Below are 15049 nucleotides of genomic sequence, written 5' to 3'. Positions count from 1 at the left end.
CCGGGCGAGGGGAAGGGTTAGCGGGGCGTAACTCAGGCCTCGACCGCGAATCCGTAACTGATCACCGTGCTGGGGGACTTGAGTGTCGACACATCCCGCAGCGGGTCGCGGTCGACCAGCACGGCGTCCCCGCGGAAACCGCGTGCGAGGCGGCCGGCGCTCCGCGACAGTCCAATCAGGCGGGCGGCACCCGTGGTCGCGGTGCGGATCGCTTCGAGCGCCGGGAGCCCGGCCTCGCGCATCAACTCGACCTCGCGCCCGATGGGGTCGACCGCACCGCCGGAGGAGTCGGTTCCGGAGGCGATGGGAACGCCCAACTCATGCGCCCGCAGCACGGCGCGCTTGGCGATCGGGAGGAAGCGGCGACCGCGCTCGGCGAGGATCGGGTTCGGGTCGGCGGCAAGGCTCGCCATCGCGGCGAGGGTGGGAGTGAAGTACGTACCGCGGCGGCGCATCTCCCGCATGGTGTGCTCACCGAGGTAGACACCGTGCTCAATGCTGTTGACGCCCGCCACCACGGCGTCGTGGATGCCCTTCTCGCTGTAACTGTGACAGAGCACGGTGGCACCGCCCCGCCGGGCTGCCGCGACCGTGGCGGAGAGCTGCTCGCGGCTGTAGACCTGAGTCAGCGGGTCCTCGGTGGGCGAGCCGGCGCGCTCGTTGACCCGCGTCTTGATGACGTCGACGCCCCGGGACAGATTCACCTCCACCACGCGGCGCAGCGCCTCCGGGGTACGTACCCCGTCCTTGAGGCGGGCGAGGGGGGCGAGATCGGGGTCCGCGAGGATGGTGTCGCCGAGCTTCGGTGTGACGAAGATTCCCGCCGCCCGAATCCGCGGTACCCGCTCGGGAGACCAGCGCGCCAACTCCCTGAGCGCTATGTCCTGGTAGAACGCGGTGCTGCCGCTGCGGATGCTCGTCGCGCCGAGACTGAGCGCGCGGTGCGCGTCGGTGAGGGTACTGAGGTGGATATGGGAGTCGACCAGCCCCGGCAGCACCCAGCGGCCCTCTGCCTGGATGACGCGTGCCGTCTTCCGTACCGCCGCGACGTCGTTGCGGGTCGCCTTACGGGTGCCGGCCGCCCGCACGGTGCCGTCCTCAATGACGACCACGGCGTCTTCGGTCACCCGACCGGTCAGCGGGTCCAGGAGCGTACCGCCGTCGATGATCAGCGTGCCGCCACGCGGTGGACGGGACGAAGTGCCCCGCGCTGCGGCCTTCGGATCCTCAGCCGCCGCAGCGGTGCCCGCTGCGGTACCGGTCAGCGCCGCGCCGCCCGCGAGCACGGCTGCTCCGGCCAGCACGCCACGGCGCGTGACCCGGGAAGGGGGAGGCGGGGTGGTGGGGTCAACGCACATGGACATAGCTCCTTGAGGGTGTGGCTACGGCTCCGCGCTGGTTTGCCGGCTCGCGGGCGGTGCTCGATTGCGAGGACCCTAGTCGCATGGTTACGTGCACACAACAGTCAGTGCATGGTTTCGTGCAAGGGGAGAATGGGGCTGTGATGGAAGACCCAGACACGCCTGGCGCCCTCGGCGCGAGCGAGAACCCGGACGGAGTCGGGACCACGGTCGCGCAGTGGCTCGACGGCTTGACGGACGAAGTCCCCTTGGGCCCCAAGGCCGTACTCGTCCGTCAGGTGCTGACCACCCAACCCACCTACTGCTCCTACGCCACCGCGGCTGACGTCGCCGAGCGGGCCGAGGTCAACCCCGCGACGGTCGTCCGCTTCGCCCAGAGCCTTGGGTACGCCGGTTGGCCACACCTCCAGGCGGACCTCCGGGCGGTCTACCTCACCGGGCGGTTCGTCCCCGGGCAGCCGTCCAAGGCAGACGGCGGCCTTCTCGCCACCGCATTCGCCCGTGACGCCCAGAGCCTGGGCGCCTTGGAACGGTCCTTCGACTTCGAGACCGCGCGCACGGTCGTGCGCTCCATCCGTGATGCTCGACGTACCCTCGTCGTTGCCGCGGGCACCCACGCCATTCCCGCACAGGCCCTCGCCATGGTGGCCGCGAGCCGGGGCTTCCCCGTCAGCTGCGAGGATCGGGGCGGTGCGCATCTGGCCCACGCACTCGCTGCTCTGAGCGCTGACGACTGCCTGGTGGCCTGGACCTTTTGGCCGCACTACCGGGACACTCGGGCGGCGCTTCGGGCGGCACGCCGGGCGGGTGCGGTGACCTGTGTGGTGACCGATACGAGGTACTCCCCGCCCGCCCAGGAGTCCGACCATGTCCTGGTCGTGCCGACCGAGGGCATCGCGAACATCCAGTCCATGACGGTGGCCACCAGCGTGGCCTACGGCTTGGTGGCGGAGTTGACGGCCAGTGACCCGGCGGCGAGCCGATCGGCTGCCGAGCGGGTATCGACGGTCTGGCAGGAACTGGACCTTTTCGCCCCCGATGGCCCGGGGCGGGGCGAGCGGGGGAGTGGACCGCACTGACCAGTCAATACTCATGCTCTGGGTCTGTCACCAGGAGTCCAAGGCTCGGGCCCCCGGGCTGAATGGACCTTCCATGGGATGGACCTTCCATGGGGGAGCACGAGCGGTCAGCGTGTGCTCCGGCGCCTTCGTACGGGCACCCGCCGGTCTGCTCGGCCACCGACCTTCGCAAGCGCTTCTTCAACGTCTCGGGAACGCTTCTGGCACAACACCGGGCGCCTACCTTCGAGTGTGCTGTTCGTTGCCCTGGTTACCCTGATGTTCTCCCTCTTCCTGCTTCCTCTCATAGTAATGCGGCAAGGCTTTCAGGTATGTCGGGATATTTGGATTGGCCAGCAATCGAGCCATCCACTCTTCATCGTCGTTGGTGACCAGGGGGCTCAGCGTTGTTCTCTCGTAGGGCAACCCGAGGCGGCAACTGAGGAGGCGCTTCATATCCGCAGCCGTCAATCTGCCGGCTGAACTGCCACCCGGACAGTTGGATAGCTCGGCGACAATCCTCTTTACGGAATCTGGTCTTCTCTGTACCTGTTCCAGGAGAAAGCTGGGATCCATATCGAGTGCGCGCTGCAGTCGATCCTTTGTTTCGGCGAAGCTCATCTTCGGTAGTTTCGTCCCAGGGCAGTCCACCGCCATGACCTTGGTCCGGTTGTTGTCGAATTTCGCCGTGCCTTCGATGTCCACCGCGCGGCGGACCTTCCGCATGATGTACTGATCCCCATACAGCATTTCGCCGCGCACAGCCAGTAGCCGTACATTCTCTTCAGTGGCTTCGATCAGGTTCCGATAGGGATCATTGTGTTGATCATCCATCACCACTAGGTCGGACACGAAACCTGGCGCGATCTGACCGGCACGGTCGGTCCAGCGCATAGCTTGGGCCGGGTTTCGTGTCACCATTTCTGCCAGTTCGCGATCGCTGAACAGGCCGTTGAGTTGATGTTTGTTTACGAGATCCGCGATTTTCAGCTCACCCAGGATCGACTTACTCCCGGAGGGCGCCCAGTCGGGTGCCAGGCTGATGGCGAGACCAGCCTTCCTTGCGGCAGCTACATCAGCGGTCTTTCCATAGAGGAGGAAATTCGAAAGTGGCGACCAGACCATTTTGGCGCCATGAGCCGCCATATCCTTGAACTGATCTCGGGTGAGCCCTACGTTATGAATGGTGATGAGTTCGGAACCTACCAAACCGCTCTTCTTGATGGCCTCGTACTCGGTCGCCATACGTGAGCTGGTTCCTTCGGCCAGGTGCAGCGCCAGCAGGCCTTTTTCTTTTACCCTCAGTAGATCAGCCCATTCGATCGCGTCGCGACCGATATCCACACGGCTCACGGCCAGTCGCGGACCAACTCTTGAATTCTCGATATTGCGTACCAGGCATTCGCTGGTGGAGTACGGTCGGTCCACGCTCCCACCCTGGAGAGCCGTTGTGCCACCCGCCATGGCCTTGTACTCGCCGTATCGGCCCATTTCCATGCCGAGGTCGTAGTAGTCGTTCGCGGCCAGAACGAGTTGAGGGTAAGTGATGCGCTTGTTGTAGGCGGCTTCATAGAATCGCCACTCATAGCGATCCTTGTATGCCTTCCGAATGGGCATTAACGGATAGATGGAAAATTCAGGATGATTGTGCAGATCGATCATCCCTGGATAAATCACACCATCGGTGTTGATGACTTGTGCGTCTTTTGCGCCTGCCGGTAATGGATCGCCCATTTTGGTAATCGCTTCGATACGTCCAGCTCGAACCCAGAGGCGGGCGCCCGGCCAGACTTCCCCTGCATCGTTCATGGTTACCACTTTGCCGGTGAGCAGTACGCCGGGGTCGGAGGCTGCCACGTTCCGCAGGGGTTGCACGCTCATGGTCGTAGACGATGGAATCGAGCAGATGGCTAGTGCGGCCGTTACGGCGAGCAAGGTGATGCCATTACCGCGATTCATATGTCCCCTTCTGGCTTCTGGCATATTGATGTCCTTTATGCGGATCCCGGCCCTGATTGCCCTGCGGGAGTGGTGAATTCCAGAGAGAGGTGGCAGCGTTTCAATTGTCGGAATTGAAGGTCGAGCTAAAGCCGGTAGATTATGGTGTCCTCGTGCGGGACTGCGACGGTAGGAATCTACTCAAGGGGCGTCGGGCCGCGTAGGCGGTTGGCTTGTTCGGGCGCTTGGCGGGTGGGGCCGAGTACGCGTCAGGTTGGTTCCGGGAGCGGCTGAAGCACCCCGGTCCCTGGGCTTCCTCCGCTGTCCGTGCGAGTGAAGTCACCCCGCATGGGCGTGTGTTGCCCTCGATGGGTGAGTATCCACCGTATTCCTATGGTTAGCGGAGTCGAGCGGATGCCGCGATCTCCTCCGCTTGCCCCGGCCACTGAGCCTTCTCCCTGCGGATGGCCAGCTGCTACCCCCTCATGGGGCATGTTCGTACCGCGTGGCCGGGCCTACGGTGACGCCGCCCAGAACGCCGGCGGCTGTGTCCTCACGCCCCTCCTCCCGCCACGCGATGGGGTTTGGTGCCCTCCCGGCCAGGGCCACGTCGGGCCTCGCCTCTTGGGCCAGCTAGCCGCTGACCTGCGTACCTTCTCCTGAGGGCCTATCACGCCGCGAAGTATGCACAGTGCATTGTCACGAAGTGCTCTGTGCACTCCACCCCATGCGTGGCAAACTGTTCTTCAACGGGCCCATGGTGCAGGGGAGTTTGTGGGGTGTGAGCGAGCCGAGTCGTGTTCACACCTACCGGGGGTCGGCGTTGGGCATAGGCCCCACCGATCGCGGAGACCTGTGCCGTCGAGGTCATGCCGAAGGCGTGTCGGATCAATGGATGGCCCGAGGCGGGAGCGGCGGTCGGTGACCGTACGCCAGGACACAGCGAGGTGGGAAGGGTGGGTGTCGCAGTGGATCTGCCGATGGCCCCGCGGCCCGCCCCGCCGAATCTGCTGCGAATGCCATCACCCACCGCCCGGGCCCCTTCCCGGCCATCGAGCCCGTTGACCATCAAAGCGACACCCCTAGCAGGATCAGAGATGTCCTGGACGGACATCCACAAGGAGAAGCAATGACCGCGCGTACCCACCATGTCGACCATGCCGCCGCCGACCTCGGCGACGAGAACTGGCGCCGGCCGTGGAGCGGCCCCAACGGGGCCTCGTGCGTGGAGGCCAAGAAACTCCCCGGTGGCAGGATCGCGCTGCGTCAATCCAGCGATCCACACGGCCCGGCCCTGGTCTGTACGACCGAGGAAATGCGTGTCTTCATCCAGTGGGCGAAGGACGGCGGCGCCGACTTCCTGATCTCCTGAGTGGTGGCGAGGAGTCACCCGGCACCCGTACCTGCCCTACCGCAGTCAATGAGAGCGAAGGACGGCCCATGACGGATGCTGACGACGGATCGGGAATCCTTGACACCACCAAACCCCATCCTGCGCGCATGTACGACTACTACCTCAATGGGAAGGACCACTACCCCGTCGATGCTGCCGCCGCCCAACAGGTCCTCTCCTTCTACCCTCAGGGCAGGCTGGCCGCACAGGCCAATCGGCGGTTTATGAACCGGGCTGTGAGGCTGTTAGCCCAGCACGGTGTGAAGCAGTTCCTGGACATCGGGACCGGGATACCCACCGAGCCGAATCTCCACCAGATCGCCCAGGGGATCGTTCCCGGGGCACGCGTGGTCTACGTTGACAACGACCCCATAGTGCTGCGACATGCCGAGGCCCTCTTGAGCAGCGGCCCGGAAGGGCGGACGGAGTACGTCCAGGCGGATGTCCGCAGCCCAGACGTGATTCTCCGTGGGGCGAGGAATGTGCTCGACTTCGATGAGCCCATAGCGCTGTCGCTGGTGGCGCTGCTGCATTTCGTCTCCGATGAGCATGACCCTCGCGGGTTGGTACGAAGCCTCCTCGACCCGCTGCCTTCGGGAAGTCATCTGGTGCTGTCCCATGGAACGGCCGATCTCGACCCCGAAGCCATGGAACGGGTCATGGAGGTCTATCGCAACAATGGAGTCATGGCCCAGTTGAGGTCGGAAGCCGAGGTTGCCACCTTCTTCGACGGGCTTGAACTTCTTGAACCCGGCCTTCGGCTGGTGGACGACTGGCATCCGGAAGCAGCGTCCACAGCGGCCGGTGGCACCCCGTTGTACGTCGGTGTTGGCCGCAAGGTCTGAATACCCCCGAGGGCCCGATCAACGACACCCGCCCACGGCGTAGTCGGGAGCGCGGGTCCCCGTACCGGGCGATGCCATCGACAGCCTCGACGATGGCACCGAGTATCTCGCTCCCGCTCTCACCCACACCGTTGCTTGTAGACCGGGCGCACCCGCCGACCACCTTGCTCTGCTGGGTCACGCGCTGGGACGATCGCGCTGGATGGCATGAGCCGCGCTCCTCCCATCCGCACCCCAGGGCCCGGCATCGCCGCGCACCTCGCCGAGTCGCGCCAAACGCCGCTCCGAAGCGGCCAGCTGGTTCGAGCGGTCGTGCGGGCGATCGTGAGCCGCCGTGGGGAGGCAACGAGGAAGTCCCGGTGGTGCGACCACTCAAGGTCGCTGGGATTGCCGGCCCTGGCAGCGGTCCACGCGGGCCGGTGCAATGCCCCTCCGGCAGGGAAACGGCTGCCTGACTGGTGCGCGGTCCAGGTCTCCGATTTGTCTCTCCCCTGACGAGCCTGGTCTGCCACTGCCCCGGCTGCCCCGGCAGGGCGTGGGCCTGGCCCATGCACGCCCCACCGTACGAACTGTTGCACTTCTTCTCCGAGGACGCCCGGTTGCCGGGGAAACAGAGCCGACCGGCCACCCCGGGCCGGCGGAGCTGCTCAGTGAAGCACGGCCCTGAGGCTCCGACCCGGGACGCCAACAGGAGATGAACGCGGTAACGATGGGCTCAATCGGCTTGTTGGGGCGCACGAGTGTGTTCATGGATCACGTTCCCCTCGCCAGTACTCCCGCACGCCTGGGCGCGGGCCTTCTCATCCCTTCCGAGCTGACGGAAAGATGATCGTGTTGGACGAGGAATTCCATCTCTTCAGGAGGCAGTCATGTTGGTTGCACGTTCCCTGGGCGTCGTCGCTGTTGCGGCAGGGCTCCTTGTCGGCGGTTCGGGTGCGGCGCTGGCCGCCCCGTCGGCGGCGGCTGTGAGCCGGTTCGACGACGGCAGTTTCGAGTACCCCACCGCCCCGGCGAACTCCTTCACGACCCTGGTCAGCGGGCAGTCGATCGGGCCGTGGAAGGTCACCTCCGGGTCAGTGGACCTGATCGGTACCGGGTTCTGGCAAGCGGCTGAGGGTGACCAGTCCGTCGATCTCAACGGCGGTCAGGCGGGCGCGGTGGCGCAGACCTTCTCCACGATCGTGGGGCGGACTTACACGGTGACCTATGCGCTGGCCGCGAACCCGGAGGGCGGCCCGGCGGTGAAGACCGGCCGGGTCCTGGTCGGCGGGCAGAACTTCCAGGACTTCTCCTTTGACTCCACCGGGAAGACGCGTGCCGCCATGGGCTATGTGCAGCGGCAGGTGACCTTCGTGGCCAACACGCCGACGACCACCCTTGGGTTCGCCAGTACTCTGCCCGGTGCCTACGGACCCGTCATCGACGATGTCCGAGTCACCGCGTCTTCCCCTTGTTCCTGCACCCCATGATGGCCAGGCTGTCATGACCGTGTCACCGATACCCGTCCCCGGCCCGTCGCCCATGGCGCACGGACCGGGGACGCCGGGTTTCAACCGTCCGCGGGGACCCTCTGGCCACCTCGTCGGATCGTCGGCTGCCGACGCGGGACCTGAGGCACCGGCCGCACCGACGATCCGGGTTCTGCCGCCGGCCATCGAAGGTCTGAGCCTGGCCGCTATGACCTGGGTCCCGACACATGAAGCGGGGTGTTCACCCCAACCCTCTCGGGAGGTGAACACCCCGCTTCATGTGCGCTGCTTACGCGCGCGGCGATCCGTAGTACGTGCCGACCTGCTGGTGGTATCCGGTGTCGCCGACGTGCTTGTCCTTGTCGAACTCCGGGGAGGCCTTGATCTCGTCCTTGGTGCGGTCCACGTAGAGCCTCTGCTCGGCGGGGTCGATACGGGAGATGGTGCCCGCCGGCAACAGCACATGCTTCCCGAAGATCCACATACCGGTGTCGACCACGATGTAGGCGGAGCCGACGTCCTCGGAGTGCTTGTCGACCTTGCCGATCTGGCCGTCCGTCGCCTCAACCTTGAAGCCGGTCAGATCCGATCCGGCCTGGTGTCCCGACGCCGCCGGGTAACCCCACATGTTGTCCGTCACGATAAAGCCTTTCGATCGATGGGTAAGAAATGAGGGTCGATACTCAAATAGGTGCCGACTCGTTGCTCGATGAAGCGCCTTCCCACACCGCGCCATGCCATTCCTCAATAATCCAGGAAACCTGGCGAGGTCTGAGAAATACCCCATAGGGGTTGGTTGTCTCCGGGCTCGCGCGTCCCTACCCCGAAAACTGGAAAACACCTCTGCATTCCAGTACTTTCCCGAGGTTCACCGGCCGTCGGCTACGCGGCCTCCTGCACCACGCAAACGGGTCGGACCAGGGAGAACCTGATCCGACCCGCCACGCGAACCGGTTGTTCGGCTCTACCAGCGATACCACCGGCCACGGCGACCGCCACCACCGCCAGGCCGGACGACGAACCCCAGCAGCCACACCACAAGAACGATGACCGCTATCCACCACAACGCTTCCAAGGCAAAACCAGCGCCGAAAAGGATGAGAGCCAGAAGCAAAACAAGAAGCAGGGGAACCATAATTATCAACCTCCGGAAAATCATGTGCCCCGCTATCGACATCTCACGCACTCGACATCGTGGTTTCAGTCCGGTCGATTCGGGAACGAGAGCGCGCCACCATGAGGAAGAAGCACTCGCGCCCGCCGGAACGGCGAAGAATTCGCAGGGTTCCGCAGGCCACTGCCGGCCTCCCCGAAGCCGAGGCCGACCGCTACGACGCCCCCGAGTGCCTGTGCTCCGCCCCTGTCCTCGAAGTGCCCGTGCAGAGTGACTGCCCAGGGTCGGTGTCCCTCACCGCTATCGGGACAACGCTGGCCTTGACCTCAGCTCCGCTTGAGGTTTTACGGTGCTTGCACCCGGTGATCCTCACTCAGGAGCGAACATGACGACCCAGCACATCACCGACGCCGAGCTCGCTGCCCAGCCCGCCGCGTACTGGACCGGAGTGGCCTATGAGGCCCTCATCTCGTTCACCCGTGCCCAACAGGCCGAACAAGGCTTCACCCAGCCCCAGTTCTGGCTGCTGCGCAACCTCTCTGAGAACGACATCTCAACTGATGGCCAGGGGATGACCATCGCCGAACTCCAACAGGCAATGGTCTCCTACCTCAGGCCTGAGGACGAACTGACCGCTGAGGCGGAAGTCCTCCTGGAGCGTGGCTGGCTCACCCGCGACGCCGGGCAGAGACTGTGGATCACCGCGGCGGGCGAGGAGGCTCGGGTCCGCCTCAAGCAGCACGCTCCGGCAATCCGTCACCACATCCACCAGGGCATCGACGACGCCGACTACGTCACCACTCTGAAGGTGCTCCACCGGATGATCCAGAACACCGGGGGAGCTCCGGCCTAGCCTGTGTTCGTATCGGGTGGGCGCGCCACCAGCCCGCTGTTGATCCTTGAGTGTCAAGCGGAGACCGTGGTGTCGTCGCGTCCGTGTATTCGGCTGGTACCGCCCCACTGGCTTGTCGCGGTGGATCCGGCTCTGGCCCGCACCGTTGCAGCGGGTCTCCTTCCGATGGTGCCGGTCGAGCAGATACCGCCTGGACCGAGAATCCCGCATGACTGATATTCCGTTCAGAGTCGAGCGAATCGAGTCGCAAAACGACGTGAACGCGCACCAATAGCCCCAGTTATAGGCCCCTTTCACGATCTTTCCGGAACGTCTGACGGACTCGGCTCCACGTGGGACGCTGCACCGCGCCAGCACAACACACACCCAGGGGGACGCATGCCGAAGTACGCCAAGTCCGCGCAGGAAGCCGAGCAGAACCTCCAGGAGTACTGCGAGGAGATTGGGTTCGACCCCGAGTGGGTCACCCCCGACAAGTGGGCCTCGTCGATCAGGATCGCCCAGGACAAGGACCACGGCTTCGAACAGGCCCGCAAGACCATCGACAGCGACAAGGAGGACATGGTCAGAGCTGGCGCCAAGGACGCCCGCAAGGCCAGACTCGCCGCGGACGCGAGCGGGCTCCTCGATACGGTGAAGGGGCACTACCTGCTGAAGGACACCCTTGTCCCGACCATACTCACCCAGTGCGCCGCCGCCTATGTCGGTGGGGAGCGCGTCAATTTGGGCCTCGGTGGATCTCCGATGGACCCCGACACCTACGGGGAGTTGCGCAGCGAGTGGAGACAGGCCTCCGGGCTCGCTGCGGGGGGAGTCTTCACCGATTTCGTCAGCCACGCTCCGCAGAACAAGGCCGCGCTCGGCAAGGGCTCGGTCGGTGAGACGCTCGCCAAGCGAAAGGTGCAGGGGAATCTGCTGGTCAAGATCGGCGGGGTGCGGTTCAACATGCACATCGATATCGCCTGAGGCTGTCCCACCCCGGAGTGTGGGCCCCAGCGGACCGTCGCTCGGATCACACCGAGGACTCCAGGTGCGGATGGACACCCCCATCGGTGGGTTCGGCCCGAGCGAGTGGGTGACTGACTGACCGGCTGGGCGCGGTCCACGCGGGGTGGGGCGGCGGATCACCAGGTGGTGCGTCCGCTGGGCGCACGAGAGCCGAGCACCCATGTGTCCCATGCGCCCTGCACTCTGGCCCGAAGTATCCGCCGTCACAACGATCGGTCGCCCTCGGCCAGGCCCGTGCGCTGGACCACATCTGATTCGGGCGACGCCCGAGCGTCACCGTCCGGACCTCGTACCAAGGCTCCGGCGGGCCGCACTTCCACCCTGCGGAAGGCGGCCCACCGGAACCCGGTACCAGGTTCCGGTCGGCCGCCGTCATCATGCGGTGCGGGCTCCGCTGCGGTGCCTATCCGCCGAAGAAGGCGTTGTGCACGGTGACTTTGTGCATGCCGCCCTGCCTGTCGGCCACCTGGGCGCGCAGGGTGATCGACCTGCCCTTCGCCGGGTTCTTCACGGTCACCTTGTTCTTGGTCACCGTGAGTTTCCGCCAGGTCTTGCCGCCGTCATAGGAGGCCTGCGCGGTGAGCGATGCGATGTTGCCCTTCGCCGCCGCGCCGTGGAGTTGGAGCGGAATGGTCTGGGTGGCACCTGCAGGAGCGGTACTGTCGAGACCGACCTGGGCACCGGTGAAACGCACTGTCGAGATCGGTAGCGTCACCTGACCGTCCGTGGGTGCCGCATCGGCGCGGAAGGTCCACTCGGCGTCGATTCGGCTGCTCACCCGTGTCGTTGTGGCGCTCCGTGTGACCGAGGTGGTGAGCGTGAACTGACCCGCCTCCCGACCGATCGGCAGCGTCTCGCGACCGGTCAACGCGTCGGAGTTCTCGCCGATCCTCGTCCCGTTCCGGTGGAGCGTGGTGCGGGCGGACTGGACGGCGCCGGTGCCGGAGTTGCCCCGGCCATCAGCGAACAGCGGTACTTGGGCCACTAGTTGGTCGCCGTATCGCCAGAGCCCCGACCACTGATCGAGCATCGGCCCGAAGACAGCGGTGTTGAAGGTCTCCTGATGGGTCTTGCCGGCCCGGTAGGTCTTGGGCGGTGAGTTCAGGAGCAGATCGGTCTGGTACCCGCCGTTCGGGTCGTCCGATGCGACCTGGCCCACGTAGAAGTTCCACCTCACCCTGTCACCGTTGGAGACATACACCGTGCGGGTGTCGGGCGAGGGCCGCGCGACACCGAAGCCGACCATTCCCCAGTGGCCTCCCGGGATGTACGCGGTCGGTTCCACGGTTGCCCGCTTGCCCTTGACCGAGGCGCCGAGACCGACCTTCACCGTGGCGAACTCCGCGGCCCTGAAGTCGCGGGTGTAGCCGGTGGCGATCCGCTTCACCGGGCCGCCGGAAGCGGCGTTGTACTCCGTGCGGGAGTTCTTGCGCCAGTTCCCGACCCATATCTGGTTCAGGGACCCGTCCGTGATCTGCGGGCCGAGATGAGCGATGTTGAATGTGTCGAACGAGTCCACGGGGAAGTACCCGCCGGTGCCCCGACCGTTCGAGGAGGTCCGGTTGTACTCCATCATTCCGGCGGCGATCCTGGCCTTCGCATGGGGCACGGTGAGCTTCACCGGCCTGGTGAGGCGGGCGTCGAGAGTCACCGTCTGGGCCTTGTCCACCGTGAGCTTGGGCTGGAGCAGCACATCGATGCCGTCGGCCGGGTTCTTGGGGTCGACCGGTGCGTTGGAGTCGAGCACATACTCACCCTTGGGCAGCCGGACGGTGAGGTCACCGGCGGATGAATCGATGAATCGCGGTGGTGAATGCAGCGCGGTCAATGAGTTCAGCCCGGACCTGAAGTGCCTGCTCGGCTTCCCGTCCCGTCCGATGTGCTTGAAGGTGACGTCGTAGGACTCGGCCTCCCGCTCGATCGCCGCGGTGGACCGGACGGTCTGGCCGCCGCCGGATGCCACGACGGTGGCGGAGTAGTGGCCGTCATCGCCACCCCGCTGGGTGTCGGCAGTGAAGTCGACGGAGGCGGTGCCTTCGGCTGGGACGGTGACCTGGTTCGTGCCGAGGGTGAAGAAGCCTGCCGGTACGGGCGTGCTCCCGGGGCCATGGGCGGTGACCGCCAGATCGAGGGTGATGTCCGCGCTGCCGCTGTTCCGGTAGGTGATCTTCTTGGTGACTGGTGTGTCGTCGGTGTGCGGCCACGCCTGCTTGCCGAAGTCGAGCGAGGTCTCCTCGGAGATCACGGTCTGGATGATCGCCTTGTCGATGGCGATCCTGCCACTGCCCTGCTCATGGGGGGTGTGTCCGGTGTCCTTGGCCGATGAGGCGAGGGCGCTCCTCAGCTCCTTCGCCTTCCACCCGGGATGCTGCTGCTTGAGCAGGGCGGCGGCGCCGGCGACATGCGGGGTGGCCATCGACGTACCGGACATCGAGAGGTAGCCCGGGGTGCTCCCGGATGATCCATTCCCAGTGGCCGCGGCGGAGATGTCCACACCTGGCGCGGCCACATCGGGCTTGACCGCACCGCCGCCGACCCGGGGGCCGGTGCTGGAGAAGCCGGCGAGCCTGTCCGCGCGGTCGACCGCGCCGACGGTGAAAGCGCCGTCGGCGCTGCCCGGCGAATCGATCCCGTTCGGTCCCGCGTTCCCCGCCGCCACTGCGAAGAGCACACCGGTCTGGGCCGAGAGCTTGTTGACAGTGGCTTCCAGCGGATCGATCTCCTGGGTGTCCTGCCCGCCGAGACTGAGGTTGACGATGTCCGCTCCCTGCGCCACCGCCCACTCCATGCCCGCGATGATGCCCGAGTCGGTGCCACGGCCTAGATCGTTCAGCACCTTGCCGTTGAGGATCTCAGCCTGGGGAGCGACACCCCGGTGGGTTCCGTTGGCATGGGCTCCGCTGCCCGCGGCTATGGAGGCCGCGTGGGTGCCATGGCCGACACGGTCCCGGGTGTCCGGGGAATCGCCGAAGTTCTGGGCCGCGACGACCCGCCCCTTGAGGTCGGGATGATCCGCGTCAACGCCCGTGTCAAGGACGGCGATCTTCACGCCCTTGCCCTGATACCCGGCCTGCCAGGCCTTCGGTGCCCCGATCTGCCCGGTGCTCCTCTCCAGGGTGGCGCTGCGGATGCCGTCCAACCAGATCCGGCTGATGCCGGACGCTGCGACCCTGGCTCCGTCGTTCGAATCCCTGGTGATGGTCTCCCACAACTCCGGCGTGCTGGTCACCGCGTCCGCGTTCAGCGTCTTCAACGCCCGGTTGAACTCGGTGCCATCGGCAGCACGGACCGACCTACGGGCACCCGCTCCGGCGGAACCGCCGTACGCCACGATCAGCCGCAGCCCGTCCCGATGCGCGTTTCGGCTCTCCGCCCTACCCAGCTCGGTGATATCGAAGAGCCGCCGGTCCAGTCTGCCATCGGCGACCAGCCGGCGCGCGTCATGGGGCACCACATAGGTGTGTCCGCGGTCCGTATAGGTCCCAACGGGTATCCCAGCCCGCCCCTCGGCATGGTCGAAGCCCGTGACCTTGCCCTTCGCATCGACCCGGACACGGTCTCCGGTGATCAGTGTGATCCAGCTCGGCTGGCCGGCCGCCGACCGTGCCTGCGAGGCGTTTCCGGCAGGCGCTGGGACGGCGGCGGCAGTACCGGCCTCGGTCATTCCGGCGACCAGCGCCAGTGAGACCGCGGTTGTGAGCGCGGCCATCCCGGCGCGCTGCTGTCTTTGGAACACATGACCTCCTGCGGGGAGTTGAGCGTGCCGGTGCGGCCTCGTTCACCCTGAGAGAAGCGGAGTTCCGGTGATCTGGGTTGGCCAAACGATCACTGATGTCCGAAAGAGACCAGCTGAGGGGTGCATTCGGGCCTCAGTCCCGGCTCCGATGAACCGTCGGGCAAGCTCTGCCCTCTTATCCACTCGCAGGGGTCTCGATCCTGTGAATCGGCTGAGGCCCCGACGGGTACGCGCCCTGGGCCAACGGCGCCCACCGGCGGTGGCCGCGGCCTTC

11 protein-coding genes are annotated in these 15049 nt (G+C 65.8%); 6 read left to right on the top strand and 5 right to left on the bottom strand.

The features are described from left to right. Nucleotides 1–32 precede the first annotated feature (32 nt). Nucleotides 33–1358, bottom strand: a complete 1326-nt coding sequence (locus NBG84_RS16140) for an amidohydrolase family protein (RefSeq protein WP_250920145.1) — start codon at nucleotides 1356–1358, stop codon at nucleotides 33–35. A 146-nt stretch (nucleotides 1359–1504) separates the two neighbouring features. Between NBG84_RS16140 and NBG84_RS16135 the strand changes: the two genes are divergently transcribed. Continuing rightward, entirely contained in the window at nucleotides 1505–2440 is a 936-nt protein-coding gene (locus NBG84_RS16135; RefSeq protein ID WP_250920144.1) for a MurR/RpiR family transcriptional regulator, read from the top strand. Nucleotides 2441–2659: 219 nt separating this feature from the next. On the opposite strand, the gene NBG84_RS16130 is transcribed toward NBG84_RS16135, so the two are convergent. Then, nucleotides 2660–4378, bottom strand: a complete 1719-nt coding sequence (locus tag NBG84_RS16130; protein WP_250920143.1) for an amidohydrolase family protein — start codon at nucleotides 4376–4378, stop codon at nucleotides 2660–2662. A 1108-nt stretch (nucleotides 4379–5486) separates the two neighbouring features. Between NBG84_RS16130 and NBG84_RS16125 the strand changes: the two genes are divergently transcribed. The 3 genes from NBG84_RS16125 (at nucleotide 5487) to NBG84_RS16115 (ending at nucleotide 8064) form a co-directional block, all read left to right on the top strand. After that, complete coding sequence (locus NBG84_RS16125) at nucleotides 5487–5729, top strand: DUF397 domain-containing protein (RefSeq protein ID WP_250920142.1); 243 nt, start codon at nucleotides 5487–5489, stop codon at nucleotides 5727–5729. A 68-nt stretch (nucleotides 5730–5797) separates the two neighbouring features. Beyond that, complete coding sequence (locus tag NBG84_RS16120) at nucleotides 5798–6595, top strand: SAM-dependent methyltransferase (RefSeq protein WP_250920141.1); 798 nt, start codon at nucleotides 5798–5800, stop codon at nucleotides 6593–6595. An 869-nt stretch (nucleotides 6596–7464) separates the two neighbouring features. Then, nucleotides 7465–8064 (top strand): choice-of-anchor C family protein, encoded by a 600-nt coding sequence (locus NBG84_RS16115; protein ID WP_250920140.1) that lies wholly within the window; start codon nucleotides 7465–7467, stop codon nucleotides 8062–8064. 289 nt (nucleotides 8065–8353) lie between these two features. Here NBG84_RS16115 and NBG84_RS16110 read toward each other — a convergent pair whose 3' ends face one another. Continuing rightward, nucleotides 8354–8704 carry a PRC-barrel domain-containing protein gene (locus NBG84_RS16110; protein ID WP_250920139.1) on the bottom strand — a complete coding sequence of 117 codons (351 nt, stop codon included), beginning with the start codon at nucleotides 8702–8704 and terminating at the stop codon, nucleotides 8354–8356. A 324-nt stretch (nucleotides 8705–9028) separates the two neighbouring features. After that, the gene (locus tag NBG84_RS16105) at nucleotides 9029–9199 is read right to left on the bottom strand and encodes a hydrophobic protein (protein WP_250920138.1); all 171 of its coding nucleotides are present in this window, start codon (nucleotides 9197–9199) and stop codon (nucleotides 9029–9031) included. A gap of 364 nt (nucleotides 9200–9563) precedes the next feature. On the opposite strand from NBG84_RS16105, the gene NBG84_RS16100 reads away from it, so the two are divergent. Both NBG84_RS16100 and NBG84_RS16095 read left to right on the top strand, forming a co-directional pair. Continuing rightward, nucleotides 9564–10031 (top strand): MarR family winged helix-turn-helix transcriptional regulator, encoded by a 468-nt coding sequence (locus NBG84_RS16100; RefSeq protein ID WP_250920137.1) that lies wholly within the window; start codon nucleotides 9564–9566, stop codon nucleotides 10029–10031. Between the two features lie 378 nt (nucleotides 10032–10409). Continuing rightward, entirely contained in the window at nucleotides 10410–10997 is a 588-nt protein-coding gene (locus NBG84_RS16095; protein ID WP_250920136.1) for a hypothetical protein, read from the top strand. Nucleotides 10998–11442: 445 nt separating this feature from the next. On the opposite strand, the gene NBG84_RS16090 is transcribed toward NBG84_RS16095, so the two are convergent. Further along, nucleotides 11443–14775 (bottom strand): S8 family peptidase, encoded by a 3333-nt coding sequence (locus NBG84_RS16090; RefSeq protein WP_308312071.1) that lies wholly within the window; start codon nucleotides 14773–14775, stop codon nucleotides 11443–11445. Nucleotides 14776–15049 lie beyond the last annotated feature (274 nt).

Source organism: Streptomyces albipurpureus (genome assembly GCF_023701525.1).
In the GTDB taxonomy this organism is placed as follows: domain Bacteria; phylum Actinomycetota; class Actinomycetes; order Streptomycetales; family Streptomycetaceae; genus Streptomyces; species Streptomyces albipurpureus.
This window is presented reverse-complemented; position numbering and strand designations above follow the sequence as displayed.

Bases quoted from the DNA above. Each gene is read 5' to 3' on its own strand.
- NBG84_RS16115 (WP_250920140.1), top strand. From the start codon at position 7,465: ATGTTGGTTGCACGTTCCCTGGGCGTCGTCGCTGTTGCGGCAGGGCTC.
- NBG84_RS16140 (WP_250920145.1), bottom strand. From the start codon at position 1,358: ATGTGCGTTGACCCCACCACCCCGCCTCCCCCTTCCCGGGTCACGCGC.
- NBG84_RS16100 (WP_250920137.1), top strand. From the start codon at position 9,564: ATGACGACCCAGCACATCACCGACGCCGAGCTCGCTGCCCAGCCCGCC.
- NBG84_RS16130 (WP_250920143.1), bottom strand. From the start codon at position 4,378: ATGAATCGCGGTAATGGCATCACCTTGCTCGCCGTAACGGCCGCACTA.
- NBG84_RS16095 (WP_250920136.1), top strand. From the start codon at position 10,410: ATGCCGAAGTACGCCAAGTCCGCGCAGGAAGCCGAGCAGAACCTCCAG.
- NBG84_RS16120 (WP_250920141.1), top strand. From the start codon at position 5,798: ATGACGGATGCTGACGACGGATCGGGAATCCTTGACACCACCAAACCC.
- NBG84_RS16135 (WP_250920144.1), top strand. From the start codon at position 1,505: ATGGAAGACCCAGACACGCCTGGCGCCCTCGGCGCGAGCGAGAACCCG.
- NBG84_RS16105 (WP_250920138.1), bottom strand. From the start codon at position 9,199: ATGGTTCCCCTGCTTCTTGTTTTGCTTCTGGCTCTCATCCTTTTCGGC.
- NBG84_RS16125 (WP_250920142.1), top strand. From the start codon at position 5,487: ATGACCGCGCGTACCCACCATGTCGACCATGCCGCCGCCGACCTCGGC.